Below are 21290 nucleotides of genomic sequence, written 5' to 3' on the forward strand. Positions count from 1 at the left end.
AAATTTACACGTAACCCACGTAGAACTGCGAATATCCAACTGCGCTAAGTATTTCCTCAACTCGAACTTAGTGATAGTGCTTTGTCACATATACAAAAATGCCAGTTAGTTATCCTAACTGACAAGTTTAAGCTGCTGGTAAAAGTGATCAACTATTTGATAGCTAAGGAATATTACTGCTGCACATGCCCAAAAAGCCTACTGTGATAGTGTGGCATATATCTGGGTTTTCACAGAAAGGAGCGGAGCCAGATCCCTTTACAACCTTGTAGCATCGTTCCACTTTATCCGCGAACGGCGGAACCGCGTTATCATTCGTTACCCATTCGGGGTTACCTTCAGAAACAGGATCTGCATAAAGTAGGTTCTCGAGTATTAGCGGTAAACAGCCTAAATCAGTACCTCTAGATACTAAATCCTCATGGCCACCACTCATGAAATCGGCAAGATTCACGCCATCTATCCAGGAAACATCAGGAACCAAAATAAACGTTAACTGTGTTTCATCAGCGCTTTCCGAATACACATTACCGCGATATTCAACTCGAAAATGTAATGCATTGCGAAACGGGTCACCGAAGTTCTTGCGCACATATTGCTCACCTCTATTGTATGCGAAGTTAACTTCTATCTGTTGCCTACCCACAGAGAAGTCACCTAATTCATCTGACTTCTTCAAAGCTGTAAAGGTTCGAAACTGATTCGCAGCTCCCAAATCTGAAGCCATTTGTTCTTTCAGATCGTTTTTCCATTGATCGCTCAAAAAGTATTGAACCGGGCTATTCTCGCATTGAGCTATGGACACGCCGTAGTTTGTAAGCAACGTTTGCTCATTTTGATTAAATGCTATCGCCGGAATATCTTGTATGCTTTGCGAGCCTGAGTTTAAAGAATTAACAGCAGCGCGGAGTTCTTGATCAAGCGCATAGAACGCCTCTAAGTCATTCTGTTCGTTAGATGGTATTGGTATCTTACTTATTGAGGGGACCAAATAATTGCATGTGCCGTTAACACAAGGAATGTGTACATTAAATTTAAACGCTTGCTCAGTTACCGGATTAGCAACGATAAATGTTCGAAACTCTGATGAGCAATACGTATATCTTGAGCCGGGAGTTTCCTCTAGTTCTTGGTTCAGTGTGCAAGTTGGAGCAGGTACATTTTGCCCAGCGATCCAATACGCTTTATCATAATCGCAGGTATCACATGCATAAACCGTATCGGTATCTTGCGCCGTTGCCGTGTTTATATTGATAATATTCAGCAATATAAAAACAAAAAAGCCCATGATAATGAGGCGAAACTTCACGTGTTTATGCTCGGATCTATAGTTTGCTTCCATGAGGTGTGCGTCCTTGTGCTTTGTGTCCCTTAATTCAACCTATGGATTAAGACTGCACAAAAAAGCATCTCCGCGCAAATTTTTTCAACAATACATCTACTAATAAATATATCTATTTTCAAAATTTAAATAATACCTAAACAAAAAGGGAGCCATAAGGCTCCCTTCTTTGCTAGCTAAAGAACGCCTGCTTACGCAGAAAGTCCTTCTTTCGCTTTCGCTACCAATGCAGAGAAACCTGCTTGATCGTGAACAGCGATATCAGCCAAAATCTTACGGTCGATCTCTACTGATGCTTTCTTCAAACCATTGATGAAACGGCTGTAAGAAAGGCCACCTTGACGTGCAGCAGCATTGATACGAACAATCCATAATTGACGGAAAGTACGTTTCTTGTTGCGACGGTCGCGGTATGCGTATTGACCGGCTTTAGTTACTGCTTGCTTCGCAACGCGGAATACGCGACTACGTGCACCATAGTAACCTTTGGCTTGCTTCATTATCTTCTTGTGACGCGCGCGCGCCATTACACCACGTTTTACTCGTGCCATGGGTCAGTCTCCTCTTATGCGAACGGTAACATGCGATCTACTAAAGCAACATCGCTCTTATGAACCATGCTCTTTGCACGCAGGTGACGCTTCCGCTTTGAGCTCTTCTTGGTCAAAATGTGACGCAAGTGAGACTGCTTGCACTTGTAACCGCCAGAAGCAGTTTTCTTAAAACGCTTCGAGGCGCTTTTTACACTTTTCATTTTAGGCATTGCATAAACTCCGCATTGGTTGCCATTCAAGATAACATGGTGAGGCAATCGGGATGATTACCTTCTTGTGTACCAGTGCTACTTGCTAGTTGTTGGGGCCAGAACCATAATCATTTGGCGCCCTTCAGCCCTGCGAGGGAACGATTCAAGGCTTGAAACTTCTTCTAGATCGTTTTTAATACGTTCTAGCAATTCAATTCCAATCTCTTGATGCGCCATTTCTCGGCCACGGAAACGAATAGTAACTTTTGCTTTGTCACCACCCTCAAGAAAGCGACGCAGGTTGCGTAGTTTTACCTGGTAATCGCCTTCATCAGTTCCAGGCCGGAATTTAACTTCCTTAACCTGAATCTGTTTTTGCTTCTTCTTTTGCTCTTTCTGCTGCTTACTTTTTTCGTAGAGGAACTTGCCGTAATCCATCACACGACACACAGGCGGCTCAGCGTTAGGACTGATTTCCACCAAATCCATTCCCGCTTCTGCAGCAACTTCGAGAGCTTCGCTTAAACTAACTATCCCACGCTGTTCACCTTCGCCGTCTTGTAAACGTACTTCAGGAGCTGTGATAGTTTCATTAATCCGAGTTTTATCGGCCTTTTGACCTTTTTTTCCGCCTTTAATTGTGTCTTCCTCCAAACGATTTTAAGAAATTACGCGTGAATTAACTTCATCGCGTAAGCGAGACATGAAGTCGGCTACTGCTAGTTTGCCTAAATCTTCACCCCGCCGGGTTCGTACCGCTACTTGTCCATCTTCGACTTCACGATCACCAACCACCAATAAGTAAGGCACGCGCTTAAGCGTGTGCTCGCGGATTTTAAAGCCTATTTTCTCATTTCTCAAGTCAGCTTTTGCTCTAAAACCCTGTTTTTTCAATTCTGCCACTAAATTCTGGGCATATTCTGCCTGATTATCGGTAATATTCATTACCACAACCTGCATTGGTGAGAGCCAAAGCGGGAAGAAACCAGCATACTCTTCAATCAAAATGCCCATGAAGCGTTCTAGTGAACCCAAAATCGCTCGGTGAATCATTACCGGTACGTGGCGTTCGTTATCTTCACCCACGTAAGTAGCACCTAAACGATCTGGTAAGGCAAAATCAAGTTGTATTGTACCACACTGCCACGCTCTTCCTAAGCAATCGTGTAAAGTAAATTCAATTTTCGGGCCATAAAAGGCACCTTCACCCGGCAAATACTCAAATTCGATACCGTGGCTCTTCAGCGCTTCGGCTAACGCAGCTTCTGAACGATCCCACATAGCATCGTCGCCTAAGCGTTTTTCTGGACGCGTAGAAAGCTTCACTACTATTTCATCAAAGCCGAAAGTTTTGTAGGTTTCATACACCATGCGGATACAGCCAGCTACTTCATCTTGCACTTGCTCTTGTGTGCAGAAAATATGCGCATCATCTTGAGTGAAACCACGAACCCGCATTAAGCCATGCAAAGCACCGCTTGGCTCGTTCCGGTGACAACAACCAAATTCAGCCATACGCAACGGTAAATCACGGTATGATTTTAAACCTTGATTGAAAATCTGAACATGCCCTGGGCAGTTCATTGGTTTAACCGCATACTCACGGTTCTCAGATGAAGTAGTAAACATTAGCTCTGAGAATTTTTCCCAGTGGCCCGAACGTTCCCACAAAACCCGGTCCATCATCAACGGACCTTTTACTTCCTGGTAGCTATATTCATTAAGCTTTTCACGAACATATTTTTCCAATTCTTGGAAAATTGTCCAGCCATTATGATGCCAGAACACCATTCCAGGTGCTTCTTCTTGCCAATGGAACAGATCTTGGGTTTTACCAATTTTGCGGTGATCGCGTTTTTCTGCTTCTTCTAAACGTTGCAAGTATGCTTTTAATTCTTTCTTATCTGCCCAAGCAGTACCGTAAATACGTTGCAGCATTTTATTATCAGAATCGCCGCGCCAGTAGGCACCTGCTACTTTCATGATTTTAAAATGTTGGCAAAACCGCATATTGGGTACATGCGGACCACGGCACATATCAATATATTCTTCATGATGATAAAGGCCTGGACGATCATCGCGGGCGATATTTTCATCTAGAATTTCAACTTTGTAACTTTCACCACGTTGTACGAAGGTTTCTCGTGCTTCTTCCCAACTCACGCGCTTTTTAACAACATCGTAGCCCGTTTTCTGCAATTCTTGCATACGCTTTTCCAGCGCATCTAAATCATCTTGCGAAAGTGGGCGATCAATATCCACGTCATAGTAAAAACCATTGTCGATCGTCGGCCCGATAGCCATTTTCGTATTTGGCCAAAGCTGTTTGATAGCATGGCCTAGCAAATGCGCACAAGAATGGCGGATAATCTCAACGCCAGCCTCGGTTTTCGGGGTAATGATCTCAAGCGTGGAATCGTTTTCCATCACTTCACAGGCATCCACTAGTTCACCGTTAATACGCCCTGCTACGGTAGCTTTCGCCAAACCAGGGCCAATATCGTTGGCAACATCTAATACAGATACTGCATGATCAAACTCGCGTTTGCTTCCATCGGGGAGAGTAATTACAGGCATGATTCTTCCTTTCTACAGTGGTGACACCTACCAAGTGCCACTTGTATGAGTGAATTCGATTGTTAGTAACCGAGAGATATAAAATTTATGCAAAAAATAGACCGGGAACTATAGCTAAAACATCGCCAGCCCGCAACGCCTTCAACGCATTTTAGCCCGAATAACAGGTAATTAATTTCCAAGCGTATTAATGCTAACGGAGAAATAGTAAACCTATTCCTATCATAGCCACGAAGGTTCCTAGCAATGCTCGGAAGCTTACGGTACGGCCGCGGAATAAATTTAGCCCCAACATAAAGAGTGGTGCCGTCGACAGCAATGTTTGCGCAATACCCGGCGTTACGTAAGCAATAGCAATTTGTTGTAACCAAATAGCCAAGAACGTTCCTAATATGATTGCGGTAAGCAGAACCGATTTTTTAGTTTTTTGTACCGCGCTCCAGGTTTGTATCAACATCCGCGGTTTTAACAACAATAACGCGACAGTAAGCGCAGCGGTTCCTGCTGAGAGCCTCAACATTGCAGCCTGCAAGGCATTTACATCAAAATTCTGAAACGCATAAAACGCCATCACTAAGCCAATCGCCTGGCATAATGCTGCGGCAACCGCGAATAGCAACCCCGAACGGCTCAGTGCAACCCCCGCAACGGGTTGCCGTTCGGTTAGCACTAATAACACGCCGATAATAACAACAAGTGCTGCGCCGATCTCTACGATGCTCATGCTTTCGCTGAGCACGAGCCAAGCAATAAGTGCGGCAAATGGCGGCGCTAGGTATTCGAATAAAATAGTATGGGCGGGCCCCAAGCGGCGCAGCGCCGAAAAATAGCAGGTATCACCAACAGTGATACCAATAACGCCACTTAGCAGTAACAGAATAAACGGTGTGCTTTGCCATTGCAGCAGCTCTAAGTCAGCAAACAACCAAAGTCCGATAAGCAACAACGGCGAGGCGATCATCCCTTTCACTAAATTCAATTGTGCGGAACTTAAGTGATGGCTGCTACGGCTATACATTAGGGTTGCCAGAGCCCAACAAAACGCGGCTGTGAGAGCCGCAAGCTGACCAAGAAATAGAGGAGCAATTAAATTATTCACGTAACATGCCTATTCTAGAAAAAACATCTGTTATCACCGCACGTTAGCGCGCCACTGCACCTTAGGCTCAGCAAAAGTATAAGCTATTGCTATAGTTAAGCTAAGTTGTAACAAAAGGAGCTTACCGTGAATACCGAAAGAATTCATGATACCAAAGTACACTGCCCTCATTGTGGACATAATATTCATCTCGATATCGATCTATCAGAAGAGCACCAAGACTTCGATGATGAATGCCGAGCGTGCGGTGCCGTTATTTACCTACGGCTATATCGAGATGCTGGTGACGACCGTTTTCACTTACAAATTCGTTCGGATGATGAACAGTACTATTAAAAAACGGTTACTGATCAAAACATAACGTATCAGCCACTAAATTTCTGCGCCAAGACACGCTTTACCGTTTCCACGATAGTAATCGTTTGTTGATCCGCTTCAATATTGATTTTTTGACCTTCCTGCGCGTCACCTAAAATGGTTAACGCCAATGTTTCTGGTATTAAGTGCAGCCAGAAACCATTTTCTTCAACCTCACCCACTGTTAGGCTGGCGCCATCAATCGCCACAAACCCTTTTGCTAAAATAAACTCCAGCCATTTAGGTTCGAGCGTTAAGAACATACGGCAGTTATTTTCACTATCAATACGCTTGGCTAGGGTTGCCGTAGTGTGAATGTGGCCAGAAACAATATGCCCACCTAATTCGCTACCAAAACTTAACGAGCGCTCAAAATTAACTTCACTACCCTGTTTTAACGCGCCCAAATTAGTGAGCCGTAGTGTTTCATCAATAATATCGAAGCAAACAAGCGCTTCCGAATCACTTGCCGCAAAACTCACCACAGTAAGGCAGCAACCATTAATCGCTATGCTGGCTCCGGTTTCGATGTTATCGAGGTGCTCGCTGGCAACTCGCAGCTCAAGACGGCGAAACTGGCCTTTATCGGTGATCGTGTTCACTACTGCTTTCGTTTGAACTATACCCGTAAACATAATTTTCCCGTGCTAATATTCAATTAAACAAACATCCTACCGAAGCGATAATAGCCATGAATTATAAGCAGAGTTTACCGCAAAGGATCATGAAAAGCACCGTTGTCATTGCGCTTAGCATATTTCTAAGTGGGTGTTTTGCGAATGATGTCGATAAGGTATTTGCAGATTACCAAAAACGCATGCAGCGGCTGCTTGATGAGCCTGCGGTTGAGCCAGAAATGCCGATCATCCCGCGTCAACCTGGGGTGAGTGATGTGCGCCAGAATATTCCTGAGGGAAATATTAGCTTGTTGGAAAGTATGCGCTTAAATCAATGCCGGGCGGGTCAACTCATTGCCCAACGAAATAGCTCGCTCGGTCGCGTACAATCGGTGCAAGCGCGGGTTTTGTATGAAATTGAAATGATACCTGCGCTCACCGAGTGTTTACAGAACCCTGATATTGCAGAATCCAGCCTTGGTGAGGCGCTAGCGTTAAACCTACAGGAGAAAATAAGCAATCTCCCTTTGTGGATCGACCGATTTTGGAGCAGCGAACCGGCGATTCGCGATACCTTTCGCCCAGGGCGCAGTGTCCGAGATATTAATGCGAATAGTAATATCCAAGAATCCCTAGCGGCGTTGAATTATTTCGCCAGTTTTTTTGCGGAAATAGCAGATAACCCCCACACCATATCTCTTGATCGCAACGAATGGCAGCGGCACATGGAAGCCCTAGGAAACGGACGCGCGATACCTGAGCTACTTCGAACGCAGCAACATGTTGCCGGATGGTTAGTGGCGGTTACGGAGCAACTCGCCACGGGCGCTCAAGCTTTGGGCTGCAAAGATGATAATAGCAACCGTTTAGCGCCACCACAGAATGCAGAATACATGCAGAACGTACTTAACGCGGTTTGGATCCAGAAACTGCAACCGGCTTTGGCGCGCTGGGATAATGAATATCGACAAGTTAATGAAACGCTGCAACGTATTAATCCGCAAGTTCAGAGCGCAGAGTGGCACGCATACTTAATCGAGCTTTTCGGTAATGATAGCTACATCGCACAAACTCGGCAGCTTGCTCGTGAGCACGCAGAGGAATGGCAAGCATTTCTTTCCGCCTGCGAATTAAACGTTAGATAAACGCTGTTCCGGCTTACTAAAACCGAGCGTTTCTGCTAATTCACGCGGCGTGCGCGGCGCAACTGGATAGCTGCCGGAATCGTTCGAACAATCATCGGCGTATCGCCAATATACTCACCATCGGCTTGTACCGGGAGATTAGGCGTTTTTATTTGCACCGCATGCAATTGCCCACAATGTACTTTCGGGTGGCTTGCATGTGCACCTTTCCCTACTCGATTTAAGATTTTAAACCGACTTAGCCAACTGCATTTCTCGATAAAACAATAAGCTAAGGTGCCATCATCCACTTTCGCGTGCGGTGCGATATGCATGCCCGCACCAAAGTACTGATTATTAGCAAGTGCTAACAGAAATCCCGGGCGCTGTGCTAAAGCCATCACTTTGGCATTGCTACCTGCTAATGCAAAAGAACGCGCTTGGTACCCACTAATCGCGCGTAACGCAGCTAAAAGATAACTAAACTTAGGCCAAATGAACTTCTTATTCCCCATCCGCTTAACCAGTTCACCATCAAAGCCGACACCCGCCACATTGATAAAATAGCGCGATCCAGCTTGCCCAACATCAATCACTTCCGTTGCCGCATCAAGTGCTTGCTGCACCCATTCTACGGCGGATAGTTGTAAGTTTGCGAACCATCCGCGAGCAAAATCGTTCCCGGTTCCACACGGAATGTATCCAATCGGCAAGCGGAAACCGATTAAGGCGTTCACAGCTTGGTGCAGTGTGCCATCGCCCCCGAGCACTACTATTTCGCTGCAATCCACCACACTTGCAGATATAGCATCAATAGTTTTTGCAACGTCGGGAAATGTCTCAAAGTACGTATACGAAATCCCACGAGCATCAAGCTCATGGATGAGGGTGTTCAGTAGTAGCTGACGCCGTTTACTTGCTAACGGGTTGAGGAAAATTAATACTTTTCGGCTGCTTAGCACTCAAACGCTCCTTGATCATCGAAATCAAAGCATATCTCAGTGTCGTTTTCGAATCTAATCAAATCTGATGCGCGCCTGCTGCCCCAAATGCGCCCGCTGCCCCAAATAGGTGCTGGGATAAAATCTATGCACTGATTAGGTGCACAAAAATGCACCACATACACCCCGCTGCCCTGAGTTCCCCCCTCGTTTAAATTGGGCGCGCTGGAATTAGTAATGTAAAAACAAAAGCATAAGAAACATGGCATGTGTATTGCTCACATTTTTTGTAGTTGCTGAAGAACGCTAGTTTGGCGCTAAACAGCACACTACGAGTTCAACAAGAGGAATAATACATGCAACTCATAACCGCCATTATTAAACCCGCAAAGCTATCAGATGTTCGCGATGCTCTCACAGAACTTGGATGCAAAGGCATGACCGTTACCGAAGTTCGCGGTTTTGGTCGACAAAAAGGCCACAGCGCAATGTACCGTGGTGCCGAATATCAAACCGAGTTTCTACCTAAAATACGTATCGATATTGCTGCCGATGATGACCATGCACATGCCATTGTTGAAGCCATCCAAATATCCGGACATACGGGCAACACCGGCGATGGCAAGATCTTTGTTATGCCGCTAGCCCAAGTTATTCGTATTCGGACCGGCGAAACCGGCTCATCAGCTATATAAGGAGATGACAATGGAAATCATCGAACTTAGTTACGCAATTGATACCTTTTACCTACTCATTAGCGCTGCCCTGGTGATGTGGATGGCCGCTGGTTTCTCGATGCTCGAAGCTGGGCTAGTACGGAGCAAAAATACATCGGAGATATTAGTAAAAAACATATTACTTTATGCCATTGCTTGTACCTGCTTCCTATTGTTTGGTTATGAAATCATGTATGGGCAACCGGAAATTGAAAGCCACAGTGCCGATGCCGATTTCTTTTTTCAAATGGTGTTTGTTGCCACAGCAATGTCAATTGTTTCCGGGGCGGTGGCGGAGCGCATGAAACTTACGAGCTTCTTAATATTCTGCGTTATTTTAACCAGTGTTATTTACCCACTTGAAGGCGCTTGGACTTGGGGCGGAGGATTTTTAGCGGAAGCGGGCTTTAGTGATTTTGCCGGTTCAGGAATCGTACACATGGCCGGCGCTGCCGCCGCGTTAGCCGGTGTTTTGCTACTAGGGCCTCGGCGCGGAAAATATGGCAAGAATGGTGAGATTTATGCTATCCCGGGAGCCAATATGCCATTAGCTACTCTGGGTACGCTTATTCTTTGGTTTGGCTGGTTTGGCTTTAATGGAGGTTCACAGTTGCAACTTACCGGTGAAGGCAACGCCGACGCCATTGCATTAATTTTCGTAAACACCAACGCTGCTGCCGCTTGTGGTGCATTAGCTGCGTTTCTTACCATGCGCTTTGTTTGGCAAAAGGCCGATTTAACCATGATTTTAAACGGTGCGCTTGCTGGGTTGGTTGCTATCACGGCAGATCCGGCAAGCCCGAGCCCGATCGTAGCCTGCTTAATTGGCGCGGGGGCCGGTATTTTGGTGGTGATCGCTATCATCGTGCTCGATCGCGTACGCCTAGACGATCCTGTTGGCGCTATTTCAGTTCACGGTGTCGCAGGCTTATATGGTTTGCTGATTGTGCCACTTACCAATGCAGAAGCCACGGTTGTTGCGCAACTTTATGGTGCGGGTGTTATTTTTGCATGGGTGTTTATCACCAGTTTTGTCGTCTGGTGGGCATTGAAGAAAACACTCGGCATTCGAGTAAGTATGGAGAACGAATACCTTGGTGGCGACCTAACCGATTGCGGTATAGCCGCCTACCCTGAGTTTGTTAACAGTAAATCTGAATAAAAGGCAACCTACGCTCACTCTGTTGGTGGGCGTAGGTTTTCAAATAGCTCAGCTGCATTATACGCTTGATCACTTTCTGGCATTTCACCAGTGCCCATCCGGATTTCTAAATTTACGGCTACTTCCTTGCGGCCATCGCCTAATGTCATCCCTAAGTGATAGCTGCTCCGAGGACGAAATCCGTAACCAAAACCGAAACCGAAGTTGTTGTTCGTTACCCGTTCCCGGTCGACAAAAGTTTCACGGCTGGACACTACAAACCATTCAAACTCATTTTCTAAGGTTAACTCACTGGCACGGAGCATCGCATAGTCCATGGCAGCCCCCGTATCGTCGCCTCGGGCTTTAAAATTAACGCGGTATTGATTATCCGTAAGTTGCCGTTCGGAATATCCGAATCCGCCATTTTCTGCTGCTCTATAATCTGGCTGACCCGCACAAGCCGTAAGAACTAACGCTAAGCCTATAACAGCCACACTCGCCAAACGCCGTTTTGTCGTTTCCAAAAGTATTCGCATACATCACCTCATCAATATAAACGCGAAGCCACCTATTGATTACGTAGGCATGCCTTCGGCCAGAAAACACGATTGCTAATGATGAGTGTAATGCAGATTTAGAAAACCAAGCGTAAAGAAGATGAAAAATACTATAAACGAATACGGGCATTAGGATTTAAGCGTTTGTGCTTTTCTCGCCAATCCGGCATGTACTCGTCCATAAACCCGTAAAAACGGGCGTTATGGCCCGCCTCTTTTAAGTGCACCAATTCATGTACTAACACGTATTCGAGCAAATCTTCGTCTTTTGCCGCTAGTGCCAAGCTTAACCATATTTTTCTTGTGCGAATATTGCAGCTACCCCACCGTGTTTTCATTTTCCGGACGCCGAAACTACTCGCGCGCACATGCATACGCTGTTCCCAAATTGGTAGTAATTCAGCAATACGCTGCTTCATAGGCTCGCGAAGGTGCTCTAGATCTTGTTCTGGCACCGGCGTATCTGGAATTTGTGCTTGAATGCGTTGCTGATGCTGCCGAATCCAAACTTGTTTTTCGGCAATAAAATGCAACACATCTTCCACCCGAGCTCGATGTGGTGCAGAAACCTTAACCTCCCCAGAAGGGGCAATCACGCGCAAGCGAATATTCTTCATGCGTTTACGCGTGAGGCTAAAGTAAATACCAAGGTGTGTATGTTCTGTGGTTGAAAGCGGCAAGCGAAACCTATTTATCCATTAAAAATACTAACATGATGACAAAATTGATCTGAAAACTAAAAGTTATTGTAAGGGTTAGTTATACCTTGTTCCATTAGATTTGCCCTGACATACTAAAATCACTAAACGAATTAGCATTCATGCAGATTATGAGAGTATCGGAATGGAAGTAACTGAACGGCCGAAATTTAAGGATCCAAAGCTCACCGCTAAGGGCGAGCCGCGTGCTAGCGTTGAATTAAAAAATTTACATACGCTTTGGTTTAATACCGGAACTCGCTGTAACTTAACCTGCGAGAATTGCTACATTGAATCATCGCCAGAGAACGATCGCTTAGTTTACCTCGATGTTGCGGATGTAGAGCCCTACCTCACCGAAATTAAGCAAACCAATCTGCCCACGAAGGAGATTGGTTTTACCGGTGGTGAACCCTTTCTGAATCCAAAAATGGCAGATATTCTCGAAACCACGCTAAGCCACGGGTTTGAAGTACTCGTGCTCACCAATGCGATGCGGTTTAAACCTCGGCTACAAAAACGTTTACTCGAAATGAAACATGCGTTTCCAAAAAAGATAACCATGCGCATCAGTATTGATCATTACTCTCAAGCGCTTCATGAAGAAGAGCGTGGCCCCGGCTCCTGGCAGCCTATGATTGAGGGTATGCAGTGGTTAGCTGAAAATGGTTTTCAGATCGATGTGGCTGGCCGCACTCGCTGGGGCGACGATGAACAAGAACTCCGCAAGGGCTACGAGCAATTATTCGCGCAACTTGGTATCAATTTAAATGCTTGGGACGCTCATCATTTAGTGTTGTTTCCGGAAATGGACGAAACTGCGCCGGTGCCAGAAATCACCACTGAATGCTGGGACATTCTTGGTGTGAATCCTGATGCCATGATGTGCGCCAGCTCGCGCATGGTGGTAAAACACAAAGGTGATCGTGATACCAGTGTTATGGCATGCACACTACTCGCCTACGATCAGCAGTTTAATTTAGGCAAAACGCTTGCTGATGCCGCAGGCTCTGTTCCGCTTAATCATCCACACTGTGCAAAATTTTGTGTTCTTGGTGGAGGTTCGTGTAGCGCTTAAGCCATTCAAGAATTGCGGTTTGGCCGGGAACTCGCATAGTTTCCGGCACCTTCTGTAATTCTTCCTGCATAACCGGCAAATCAGCGGCTTCATCAACATCCATCAATGGCTTTAATGCCGCCGATCGCTTTGCTAACTTTTCTTGTAACACTGCTCGCGTGCTCATCGTGCTCCACGGTACGTTTTGCCACACCGAGCGTGCGATATTACTGCGGCCAGCAAATAAATAATAACCACCATCATGAGCTGGGCCGAATACGAATTCGTTATCGTTCAACGCGCTAAGCACCGCTGAAAACTGATGTTCGCAAAGTTGCGGCGCATCGGCACCAATGAGAATAACTTGCGAAAAGTTCTGGCGAAGCTCATCGTAAACTTGGCTTTGTCGTTCTCCAAGATCACCCGGCCCCGTCCATAACCTCTGGTGATTCTGCCACAGCGGATTATCCAACTCGGTTTCTTCCGCTATCGCCCAAAATGGCTCTATACCGATATGTTTTTTAATCTGCGCGAGCTGCTGTTCAACCGCCGCAATACTCAAGAGGTAAAACTCCGCGGCAGCCTCGGCACCAATACCTGCAGCAAGCCTTGTCTTCAACGGTGATACACCAGGCGTTTTCACAAAAACGGCTACGGCGGTTGTATTCGTATGCTTTGGCTTCACTACTTCTGCCACCTATTTTTAAACGTTAATTTCCAATAAATGCGTTGGTAACGCAGCGTTAAGTGCAACCAGCCTTGCTGCTGATACTTACGTGCACTCGAACTGAGCGTGCTCGGCACCCGAACTACCTCGGCACCCACTTTTCGTGCGGCTTGCACAAACAATAGATCTTCAGCGTATGCAACATCTTCGCGGTATCCACCTAGCCTCTTCCATAAACTACGGTGCATACAAAAACCTTGATCACCGTACGGCGCGCTAAATAATCGAGAGCGCAGGTTGGCACCTATCGCATTTAGCCGTGCCAAACCACCTTCCCGAAAATAAAGGTTGAAATAAAAGATGGTTCGCAACGATGTTTGCCTTTTCAGCGCCAGCGCTAATGCCCTGACGTTTTCAGCTGTAATACGGGAATCGGCATGCAAGAACCAAATAAAGCCATCAGCACTTCTCTCAGCCCCCTGGTTCAAGCTTTTTGCCCTGCCACCAGCAGAAACAACGCTTACCGTGAGCGCTATCTCATGTTGTTGAAACACAAAAGCCAACTGCTCGAGGTCAGCAAGCAGCTGGGTGTGCTGATTTTCCTCTGGAGCAACCGGAATCACAACGCAAAGGTGAATACCTTGGCCACCCGTGCTGCGATTATCTTGGTTTTCGTTTTCAAGCACGTAAAACCTGCAACCATTCATGTTGTTCAGGCGTGAGGGCTTCATCTGGCGTCATCACCGCCATGGCAAGGGCAGTTTTAGCCATTGATGAAGGCTCTGTAAGTGGTGTTTGTACCAGCGCTTGAATTACCTTTAAACCTTGCTGCAATGTTGCGGCATAGGTTTCCAAGAATTTCTCAACACTTACATGTTGCTCAGGATCGTCTAGCCAACAATCGTAATCTGTTACTAAACACAGTGTGCAATAGGCCAATTGCGCTTCTCGTGCTAAGAACACCTCAGGCACATTCGTCATCCCCACCAGATCACACGCGGCGGCGTTTCGTAAAAAGAAACTCTCGGCTTGTGTGCCTAGCCGGGGGCCCTCAACACAACCATACGTTTGCCCAGTGTGTAATTCTACGCCAGCACTTTGCGCTGCTTTTTGTAAATCAGCGACCAAGTTTGGGCATACGGGCTCTGCTGTACTCACATGCGCGGCGATGCCGTTGCCAAAAAACGAGCGTTCGCGCAAACCTCGCGTATGATCAAAGTATTGTTTCGGTACTACCAGCGCACCAGGTGGCAGCTCCATACGTAAGCTACCCACCGCTGAAACCCCTAACACATGCGTTGCGCCTAATTGTTTTAAGGCAAAAATATTAGCGCGATAATTAACTTCGTGCGGTAAACGGGCGTGCCCGGCACCATGCCGAGAAAGAAATAGGATTCGCTGCCCGTAAAGTTTCCCTTCAACAACCGGTGCTGAAGGCTTTCCAAAAGGCGTTTCTAAATCATGCTCTTGAATAAGTTCTAAACCCTCGAGGGAATACAGCCCCGAACCGCCAATAATTGCTAGCATGTAATATCCTCTATACTGTATTTATTCAGATTCAACGTCGTTTCTAAGCTGCAACTCTGCAGTTGCCAGCGTTGGCGGCCAAACCACTACTTTCTCACCGTTTTGCCATTGTACAAATACACCTTGATTGGCGATCTGGTAGCCGCGGCTATCTACCTTAAAACGGCTGAACACGGTGGTATGATCCATTTCTAGAAGCTCCTGCCGCAAGGCATCGGTATGCAAACTCCCCGCTCGTCTTACTGCTTCAACTAATAACTGGCAACTACCGTAGCCACCCGCAGCATGGAAGCTTGGCTGCATTTGAAAACGTTCGGCATAATCAGCTACAAATTCAGCAACACCCGGATTTGGTAAACTGGCTTCCCAAGCCGAAAGGCCTAAATCGCCCTCAGCGGCAGTACCTAACGCCTCTTGATATTGGCTAACCGCCCCCGAATTACCAAACATCTTGATTTGAATACCCAGCGCATCAAGTTGTTGCCTTACTTTTACAAAATCATCGAGCGCCGAGGCTGCCATGGCCACTACTTCAATATTCTCATCTGCTATGCGCTGTAAAACATCGCTAAAATCGTCCGTGCCACTTTGATACGTGTGGTTCACTAACACCCGCATACCCCGCGCTTCGGCTTCGGCAACAGCGCCACCGCCGGCAGCCCGAGGGAACAGGGAATCTTCTTGCAGTACCGCAACGCGTGTGAAACCTTGTTCATCGGCTAAATCAATGAGGCCCACTAAAAAGAGTTCTGCCGGTGGTAGCACCATAAACAAGTGATGCCGCCCTTGCTCCCAGATAGAGCTCGTAGCTGCCAGCGGCGAGATATGAACCATACGATGTTGCTCTGTGATGGGGGCTACAGCTTCAGTAAGCGTAGAACCATACGGCCCCATGATAGCGTCAACCTTTTCTTCATCTAGTAATTGAGAATAAAGCTCGCGAGCACGCTCTGTATTTGATTCATCGTTGTGGATAATAAATTGAATATCGCGCCCGAGCACACCACCGGCAGCATTCACATGCGCTTCGCAGAGCAAGTATCCATTTCGGGCGGCAATGCCTTGTGTTGCGTACGCACCTGTTTCCGACATGGTCGCACCAATACGAATTGGGGCGCTGTTATCACCGGAGCATCCCACCGACACCATCGCCATAAATGTGGTCAACACCAGGCTTCGGTATGCACCCTTCCCAGCACTTTGTTTAATGTTACCCTTCATAGCTATTCCCTAGTTGTTTGACCCAAACCCCTTTACAATCTCAACAACGAATTGCTTCAGAGTATCAATCGAATACAGGCCTCACGTTCATTGCTATCTACATGCTCAGTTCTATCAATAGACGACCACTGAGGGTGTTCACGCGCTAACATAAAGAACTTTTTAAATTTTTCGGGGTTCTCGAATTTTTGCTCATTATTCAGAAGCTGCAAAGGTTCAATAGCCGCATGCCCGCGCTTATTCAGAGCTTTAATTAATTGCTGTTGCCGCGCTGCAAGTAAACGAACGACAGCTTCATCAATGTGTACATCGTAATACCCTTGCATTTTGTGCTTTAGATTACGGCCATACTTTTGCCATGTTTGCCAGGCGCCACCGGCAACCGCCCCCATAACCGTTCCGGCACCCAATGTCATGCCGCCAAACAGTAGATCAACCGAAGCTCCGGCTGCGCCACCTGCCGCAACGCCCTTGCTTGCCTTTATCCCAAACGCTTTGAAGGTTTCGCTCGAGAATAAATCGGATTGCCATTCTCCCGATTTTACGGCTACTTCAGGTAAGTTCACTGCCGATTTATTAAAACCATAAAGCCGTAAGAGATCATGCAAACAGTGCTGTTCGCGTTCTGCTACCGCTTTTTGCATCACCTGTATTTGCGCATCATGGTTGTGTTTATCTTTGATCGTTACGGCATAAGCGGATACATCAAGCAGTAATTCAGCAACTATCCGCTTTGCGGCTTGTTCTTTATGTACCGCTCGTTGCGAACGCTCACGCAACAGATCTTGAAGTAACGCACGCGCCCTTGGTAATAATGTGCTTAAATGCTCAAATAATGGTTTCTCACCATAATCAGGTAAACTTACCGTATCAAATTCAACCCAACCATGTAGATTAACCCTCGCGAGCGCGTCCATCCATGCTTGCGAGTTTGCCTCAGCCGAGGCGGTAAAATTCAGAACAGGTAAAATAGGTTTGCCACACCGGCGGAGAATATCGAGCTCATCTTGGTGCTTGGGTAACACCGGATCGCGCGCATCAATCAGGTAAAGTGCCGCATCGGATTGCAGTAATTGCCGCAGCACCTTTGCTTCTTGTTCGAAATCATCAGCCGCTAACGCTGAAGCAAGAAACTGCTGAATCTGAGCGGGGCCATCGTGGCGAAGCTTTTCATTTTGCTGTTCGGCAAGAACCGCAAACAAACTCAATCCATCTTCCAAGCCCGGTGTATCATAGAGTGCAATAAGCGGCTCGCCGCCTACCAATAAATGTGCTGCCACCACTTCACGGGTAGTGCTTGGCCGTGAGGATACCTCACCAAAGGCGGCATCTTGCAGTAAGGTACGTAACAACGAGGTTTTACCTGCATTTGTGTGCCCTACAACAGCAAGCCGAAGCGGCTTATCTTGAGTATACTCCGCCATTATTGCTTGTCCTTATGCTTGTTTTTTTCGCGGTTACTTAGAGTATCCCCCTGTGCCCAGCGCACAGCCTCTTCTGCCAGTGAAAATACAGAAACATCAATTTCCGCCAACGCTTCACTCCAATGTTCATCGTATGAGCCTTGCCCCACTAACCAAGCGCTTAAGCACCCGCAGCGTTCTTGCAAGCTTTGCAGAAAGCGTAAGCTACCTCTATCAGGTGAAAGCTTACTATTAATCCGCACTAATATTCGCGCTGGTGGCTTGTTCTGAATTTGTTGTAGCAGCATTTTGCGATCATCTGAGCTGGCAACTACACCAGCAGAGTTCAACCACAGTAAATGATTCCAATCCGGCTCTAGTTCATGCTCTAGGCTAAACACCACCTCGCCGTTCCCGGTGCGAACAGGCACACCAGCCTGCAACGATGAAGCTTTATGAGTGTCCGCATCGACTACTTGCGCTGAAGTACTTACAGGGGTTAATCGATTCAAGAGATGACTAATACCCGGTTGGGTTAAATCCAGTTGCAATTTACGTTTCGCACACAGGAACCAGATGTAGCAAATAACCGCGGCCAATAACCGGGGCAACACGCCATAGAAAAACAACACCGCCAAAATCCATTTACTCACTATGGCATTACTTGTGAAATTGTTATTGCTGAGCAAATGTTCAAGTTCAGGTACGGAAAAACCGAACTGCGCGGGCAACCATCCAATCATTTCACTGATACCGCGTATTTCAACATCCGAAAGCACGGTAGTTGCCCAGCGGAAGCTATATTCATTAAAGAGAAACTGGGTATACAGGGTAAGCATGGCAACGGCTAAAAGTAACAGCCAGAAACAATGGGTTACGACCGACATAGCCGGCTTCATCAAGCCATGCCTGGCGGCAACCTGAGTAACGGCCATAAAAATAGGGATACCAAACTTATTTCGTTGTAGAGACGTAACAAGCTCGAGTAGCTTACCCCCCAAGCCCCCGCCATTACCCGATACTACGGTTAGTACAAGCCACAAGAGAAAGGTAATGCCATGCAACCCAAGTAATATCATAAAAATCCAAGCGATACTCAATGGCTCGGAGCTACTCACCAAAACGCTTCTACCCAAACCCCAACCAGCAATAGCAGCAATAATCGCAAGGCTGAAAAACATCAACAACCGCACGGTTAACCAATCTTTCAGGCCTTGAATAAAGCCGAGTGGCTCGGCGAGTAACACGGCGCGCGAAACCACGCGCTTTTCCGCAGTTTCTGCTTCGCGTGCTTGGGCGAGTATATGCTGATCCACAACGGGGCCATTATGTAGTTCATACTTGCGTACTAACTCAGTAACTACAAACCCTTCAAATTTATTCACTTTCCACCTTATCGAAGTAAGTTTTAGCTTTTTTTTGATGTTACCAGTAAAGCTAAGAATTGACACCCATAGAAAAGCACTTTAACATAACTGACCGACCAGTCCGTCCGGTTGATATTTAAGCATAGTTTACGTTCGGTTTAGTTATATGGCTTGCTTTGCAGGCATGTTCCATTGTGAACAAAAATACGGCGTTAAGGGTAATCATGGTAGAAGAATTGAAAAAGAAACGCGTGCACAAACCAGCAGAAGAGCGTCAAGCAGAAATCCTTGATGCAGCTGTACTGATTTTTGCAAGTAAGGGTTATCAGGTAGCGGATGTGCAAACCATTGCGGAACACGCTGGTGTTGGTAAAGGCACGGTGTATCGGCACTTTCCTACCAAGGAGGAGCTATTTAAGCAGGCACTGATTCGGCAGTTAGATATTCTTCGCTGCAAAATGCTGCGCGCCCACGATGCCTATTCCGATCCGTTACAGCAATTAAAAGCGGTAATGAGTACCTACTTTCAATTTTTCGATGATCATCCAGAAACCATTGAATTATTCGTCCATGAACGTGCCGAATTTGGCCATGATGAAACCCCGCTGTACTTCGCGCGTATGCATGAACACACCGATGATTGGATTCCCATGTTTGAAGCGGTAAAAGCTGCTTTACCTATGCGTGATATCGACGTTGAGGAAATGATGTGTTTATGCGGAGAAATAATGCACGGCGCTGTTTATTTAAGTAAGGCCATTGTTCCTAGCCGCGCTTCGCACGAACGCTTAGAGCAAGTATTTAGATTTTACCTGCATGGTCTCGTTACCAACGCAAGTATCGATGAGATTTACCAATTACATAACCTTTAAATTCTTACGCATACTCCCACGCTCTTTGTTGATACATACAAAGGTTCATGGTGCAGATAGCAGTATAAAACGTAGTACGGAGATTTATTCATGAAAGCAGTTTCAAGTTCTGCATCCAATAGCCAATGGCGTCAAACTGCCCTTCGTGGCGTTCTTGGTTTAGGTGCAGTTAGTATTCTTGCCGCTTGTAGCGGAGAACCTTCTGCAGAAAACCAAGGCATGGGCGGTGGTATGCCACCCTCACCGGTTACCGTTGCAGAAGTATCATTGCAATCTGCAACTCAGCACGTTGAATACCCCGGGCGTATTCAGGGCGTTCGCGAAGTTGAAATTCGTGCGCAAGTTGCCGGTATTCTGCAGGAACGTAAATATTCAGAAGGTGAATATGTCGAAAAAGGACAAACACTTTTTCAGATCGACCCAGAACCTTTTGCGCTAGCGTTAAACTCGGCTGAAGCCGCGCTTGCTACGGCAGAAGCAAATCAAGCACAAGCCCAGAATGAATGGGAACGTGTGGCTGATTTATATGAGAACAACGCCGCCAGTACGCGTGAATTTGATCAAGCGCGCGCTAGTATTGCCGCTGCAAATGCAAATCTAGCGCAAGCGCAATCAAATTTAAAAGATGCCGAGCGTAACCTTCGCTATGCACGAGTTGAAGCGCCAATTAGCGGCATAGCCGGTATTGAAGCGCTCTCGGAAGGAAATTTAATTAGCTCCGGCGCGCTCCTAACAAACGTAGTACAAACCGATCAGGTGCGGGTTCATTTTGCGATTCCAGAAAAAGATGGCGAAATTTATCGTGCCTACTTGAAGGCCGCATCGAACCAAACGCCAAACGCTTGGGTAGTGTTCAGCGATGGTGAAACCTATTCAGAAATGGGTACCGTGAACTACATCAACACAAGTGTGAATGCCGCAACTTCTCAAGTTGAAATGCGTGCGCAATTTCCGAACGAGAACCAAGAACTCCGCTCAGGTCAGTTTGTGCGCGTTAGGATCACGCTGCAGGAATTCTCATCCGTAGCCTTAGTTGACCCTTCAGTTGTGAGCCAAGGGCCCGAAGGTGCGCAGGTTTTTGTTATTAACGGTAGCGAGAGCGCAAAAGCTAAACCGGTTGTTCTCGGCCCAATAGTAGATGGCCAACAAGTTATTCTGAGTGGGCTCAACGATGGCGATATGCTGGTAGTGAATGGCCATGTTGCACTTGCCGATGGTGCGCCAGTAAACGTTACTAACGGCGATTAAGAGGGAATACA

23 protein-coding genes are annotated in these 21290 nt (G+C 46.6%); 7 read left to right on the forward strand and 16 right to left on the reverse strand.

Annotated elements, in window-relative coordinates:
• Positions 1-163 precede the first annotated feature (163 nt).
• The 6 genes from CWE13_RS02035 to CWE13_RS02060 form a co-directional block, all read right to left on the reverse strand.
• On the reverse strand, positions 164-1342 hold the full coding sequence (locus CWE13_RS02035; RefSeq protein WP_126805666.1) for a hypothetical protein: 1179 nt from the start codon (positions 1340-1342) through the stop codon (positions 164-166).
• 191 nt (positions 1343-1533) lie between these two features.
• Positions 1534-1893: a 50S ribosomal protein L20 gene (gene rplT / locus CWE13_RS02040; protein ID WP_007420413.1), complete on the reverse strand. Its 360-nt coding sequence runs from the start codon at positions 1891-1893 to the stop codon at positions 1534-1536.
• 14 nt (positions 1894-1907) lie between these two features.
• Positions 1908-2105, reverse strand: a complete 198-nt coding sequence (gene rpmI, locus CWE13_RS02045; RefSeq protein WP_040487138.1) for a 50S ribosomal protein L35 — start codon at positions 2103-2105, stop codon at positions 1908-1910.
• 78 nt (positions 2106-2183) lie between these two features.
• Positions 2184-2741, reverse strand: a complete 558-nt coding sequence (gene infC, locus CWE13_RS02050; protein ID WP_126805667.1) for a translation initiation factor IF-3 — start codon at positions 2739-2741, stop codon at positions 2184-2186.
• 6 nt (positions 2742-2747) lie between these two features.
• Positions 2748-4664, reverse strand: coding sequence for a threonine--tRNA ligase (gene thrS / locus CWE13_RS02055; RefSeq protein WP_126805668.1), 1917 nt, complete (start codon positions 4662-4664; stop codon positions 2748-2750).
• A 193-nt stretch (positions 4665-4857) separates the two neighbouring features.
• The gene (locus CWE13_RS02060) at positions 4858-5763 is read right to left on the reverse strand and encodes a DMT family transporter (protein WP_241973615.1); all 906 of its coding nucleotides are present in this window, start codon (positions 5761-5763) and stop codon (positions 4858-4860) included.
• Between the two features lie 126 nt (positions 5764-5889).
• Here CWE13_RS02060 and CWE13_RS02065 point away from each other — a divergent pair, with 126 nt between their 5' ends.
• Complete coding sequence (locus CWE13_RS02065) at positions 5890-6099, forward strand: zinc ribbon domain-containing protein (protein WP_126805669.1); 210 nt, start codon at positions 5890-5892, stop codon at positions 6097-6099.
• A gap of 29 nt (positions 6100-6128) precedes the next feature.
• Here CWE13_RS02065 and CWE13_RS02070 read toward each other — a convergent pair whose 3' ends face one another.
• The gene (locus tag CWE13_RS02070; protein ID WP_126805670.1) at positions 6129-6755 is read right to left on the reverse strand and encodes a riboflavin synthase subunit alpha; all 627 of its coding nucleotides are present in this window, start codon (positions 6753-6755) and stop codon (positions 6129-6131) included.
• Positions 6756-6844: 89 nt separating this feature from the next.
• Between CWE13_RS02070 and CWE13_RS02075 the strand changes: the two genes are divergently transcribed.
• Positions 6845-7882, forward strand: a complete 1038-nt coding sequence (locus CWE13_RS02075; RefSeq protein WP_157980920.1) for a DUF3080 family protein — start codon at positions 6845-6847, stop codon at positions 7880-7882.
• 35 nt (positions 7883-7917) lie between these two features.
• On the opposite strand, the gene CWE13_RS02080 is transcribed toward CWE13_RS02075, so the two are convergent.
• Complete coding sequence (locus tag CWE13_RS02080) at positions 7918-8823, reverse strand: diacylglycerol/lipid kinase family protein (protein WP_126805672.1); 906 nt, start codon at positions 8821-8823, stop codon at positions 7918-7920.
• A gap of 335 nt (positions 8824-9158) precedes the next feature.
• On the opposite strand from CWE13_RS02080, the gene CWE13_RS02085 reads away from it, so the two are divergent.
• Together CWE13_RS02085 and CWE13_RS02090 are read left to right on the forward strand one after the other, a co-directional pair.
• Entirely contained in the window at positions 9159-9497 is a 339-nt protein-coding gene (locus tag CWE13_RS02085; RefSeq protein ID WP_126805673.1) for a P-II family nitrogen regulator, read from the forward strand.
• Positions 9498-9501: 4 nt separating this feature from the next.
• On the forward strand, positions 9502-10680 hold the full coding sequence (locus CWE13_RS02090; RefSeq protein WP_126805674.1) for an ammonium transporter family protein: 1179 nt from the start codon (positions 9502-9504) through the stop codon (positions 10678-10680).
• 14 nt (positions 10681-10694) lie between these two features.
• Here the strand turns inward: CWE13_RS02090 and CWE13_RS02095 are convergent, their stop codons facing one another.
• Positions 10695-11198: a CC0125/CC1285 family lipoprotein gene (locus tag CWE13_RS02095; protein ID WP_241973616.1), complete on the reverse strand. Its 504-nt coding sequence runs from the start codon at positions 11196-11198 to the stop codon at positions 10695-10697.
• Positions 11199-11329: 131 nt separating this feature from the next.
• Positions 11330-11836 (reverse strand): YgjP family zinc-dependent metalloprotease, encoded by a 507-nt coding sequence (locus CWE13_RS02100; protein ID WP_126805675.1) that lies wholly within the window; start codon positions 11834-11836, stop codon positions 11330-11332.
• 226 nt (positions 11837-12062) lie between these two features.
• On the opposite strand from CWE13_RS02100, the gene CWE13_RS02105 reads away from it, so the two are divergent.
• Positions 12063-12995: a radical SAM protein gene (locus CWE13_RS02105; RefSeq protein WP_126805676.1), complete on the forward strand. Its 933-nt coding sequence runs from the start codon at positions 12063-12065 to the stop codon at positions 12993-12995.
• Here the strand turns inward: CWE13_RS02105 and CWE13_RS02110 are convergent.
• Genes CWE13_RS02110 through CWE13_RS02135 form a run of 6 tightly spaced genes read right to left on the reverse strand, consistent with a single transcriptional unit; the run spans position 12937 to position 19177 of the window.
• Entirely contained in the window at positions 12937-13659 is a 723-nt protein-coding gene (locus CWE13_RS02110; protein WP_157980921.1) for a TIGR04282 family arsenosugar biosynthesis glycosyltransferase, read from the reverse strand. The two genes, CWE13_RS02105 and CWE13_RS02110, sit on opposite strands and share 59 nt — an antisense overlap.
• Positions 13659-14327 carry a hypothetical protein gene (locus CWE13_RS02115; RefSeq protein ID WP_126805678.1) on the reverse strand — a complete coding sequence of 223 codons (669 nt, stop codon included), beginning with the start codon at positions 14325-14327 and terminating at the stop codon, positions 13659-13661. The genes CWE13_RS02110 and CWE13_RS02115 overlap by 1 nt, the downstream gene beginning before the upstream one ends.
• Positions 14320-15168, reverse strand: coding sequence for an MTAP family purine nucleoside phosphorylase (locus tag CWE13_RS02120; protein ID WP_126805679.1), 849 nt, complete (start codon positions 15166-15168; stop codon positions 14320-14322). The genes CWE13_RS02115 and CWE13_RS02120 overlap by 8 nt, the downstream gene beginning before the upstream one ends.
• Positions 15169-15189: 21 nt before the next feature.
• Entirely contained in the window at positions 15190-16389 is a 1200-nt protein-coding gene (locus tag CWE13_RS02125) for an amino acid ABC transporter substrate-binding protein (RefSeq protein WP_126805680.1), read from the reverse strand.
• A gap of 56 nt (positions 16390-16445) precedes the next feature.
• Positions 16446-17813 (reverse strand): GTPase/DUF3482 domain-containing protein, encoded by a 1368-nt coding sequence (locus CWE13_RS02130; protein ID WP_126805681.1) that lies wholly within the window; start codon positions 17811-17813, stop codon positions 16446-16448.
• Complete coding sequence (locus tag CWE13_RS02135; RefSeq protein WP_126805682.1) at positions 17813-19177, reverse strand: DUF2868 domain-containing protein; 1365 nt, start codon at positions 19175-19177, stop codon at positions 17813-17815. The genes CWE13_RS02130 and CWE13_RS02135 overlap by 1 nt, the downstream gene beginning before the upstream one ends.
• A 206-nt stretch (positions 19178-19383) precedes the next feature.
• Between CWE13_RS02135 and CWE13_RS02140 the strand changes: the two genes are divergently transcribed.
• Entirely contained in the window at positions 19384-20031 is a 648-nt protein-coding gene (locus CWE13_RS02140; RefSeq protein ID WP_198677874.1) for a TetR/AcrR family transcriptional regulator, read from the forward strand.
• A 90-nt stretch (positions 20032-20121) separates the two neighbouring features.
• Positions 20122-21279, forward strand: coding sequence for an efflux RND transporter periplasmic adaptor subunit (locus tag CWE13_RS02145; protein ID WP_126805684.1), 1158 nt, complete (start codon positions 20122-20124; stop codon positions 21277-21279).
• The last annotated feature ends 11 nt before the right edge of the window (positions 21280-21290 follow it).

This window comes from Aliidiomarina shirensis, assembly GCF_003987345.1.
GTDB lineage: Bacteria > Pseudomonadota > Gammaproteobacteria > Enterobacterales > Alteromonadaceae > Aliidiomarina > Aliidiomarina shirensis.

What these genes read in the sequence shown, in the direction of transcription:
- CWE13_RS02035 (WP_126805666.1), bottom strand. Translation starts at nt 1,342, where the DNA reads ATGGAAGCAAACTATAGATCCGAGCATAAACACGTGAAGTTTCGCCTC.
- rplT (WP_007420413.1), bottom strand. Translation starts at nt 1,893, where the DNA reads ATGGCACGAGTAAAACGTGGTGTAATGGCGCGCGCGCGTCACAAGAAG.
- rpmI (WP_040487138.1), bottom strand. Translation starts at nt 2,105, where the DNA reads ATGCCTAAAATGAAAAGTGTAAAAAGCGCCTCGAAGCGTTTTAAGAAA.
- thrS (WP_126805668.1), bottom strand. Translation starts at nt 4,664, where the DNA reads ATGCCTGTAATTACTCTCCCCGATGGAAGCAAACGCGAGTTTGATCAT.
- CWE13_RS02070 (WP_126805670.1), bottom strand. Translation starts at nt 6,755, where the DNA reads ATGTTTACGGGTATAGTTCAAACGAAAGCAGTAGTGAACACGATCACC.
- CWE13_RS02075 (WP_157980920.1), top strand. Translation starts at nt 6,845, where the DNA reads ATGAAAAGCACCGTTGTCATTGCGCTTAGCATATTTCTAAGTGGGTGT.
- CWE13_RS02085 (WP_126805673.1), top strand. Translation starts at nt 9,159, where the DNA reads ATGCAACTCATAACCGCCATTATTAAACCCGCAAAGCTATCAGATGTT.
- CWE13_RS02090 (WP_126805674.1), top strand. Translation starts at nt 9,502, where the DNA reads ATGACAATGGAAATCATCGAACTTAGTTACGCAATTGATACCTTTTAC.
- CWE13_RS02095 (WP_241973616.1), bottom strand. Translation starts at nt 11,198, where the DNA reads ATGCGAATACTTTTGGAAACGACAAAACGGCGTTTGGCGAGTGTGGCT.
- CWE13_RS02100 (WP_126805675.1), bottom strand. Translation starts at nt 11,836, where the DNA reads ATGAAGAATATTCGCTTGCGCGTGATTGCCCCTTCTGGGGAGGTTAAG.
- CWE13_RS02105 (WP_126805676.1), top strand. Translation starts at nt 12,063, where the DNA reads ATGGAAGTAACTGAACGGCCGAAATTTAAGGATCCAAAGCTCACCGCT.
- CWE13_RS02120 (WP_126805679.1), bottom strand. Translation starts at nt 15,168, where the DNA reads ATGCTAGCAATTATTGGCGGTTCGGGGCTGTATTCCCTCGAGGGTTTA.
- CWE13_RS02125 (WP_126805680.1), bottom strand. Translation starts at nt 16,389, where the DNA reads ATGAAGGGTAACATTAAACAAAGTGCTGGGAAGGGTGCATACCGAAGC.
- CWE13_RS02130 (WP_126805681.1), bottom strand. Translation starts at nt 17,813, where the DNA reads ATGGCGGAGTATACTCAAGATAAGCCGCTTCGGCTTGCTGTTGTAGGG.
- CWE13_RS02140 (WP_198677874.1), top strand. Translation starts at nt 19,384, where the DNA reads ATGGTAGAAGAATTGAAAAAGAAACGCGTGCACAAACCAGCAGAAGAG.
- CWE13_RS02145 (WP_126805684.1), top strand. Translation starts at nt 20,122, where the DNA reads ATGAAAGCAGTTTCAAGTTCTGCATCCAATAGCCAATGGCGTCAAACT.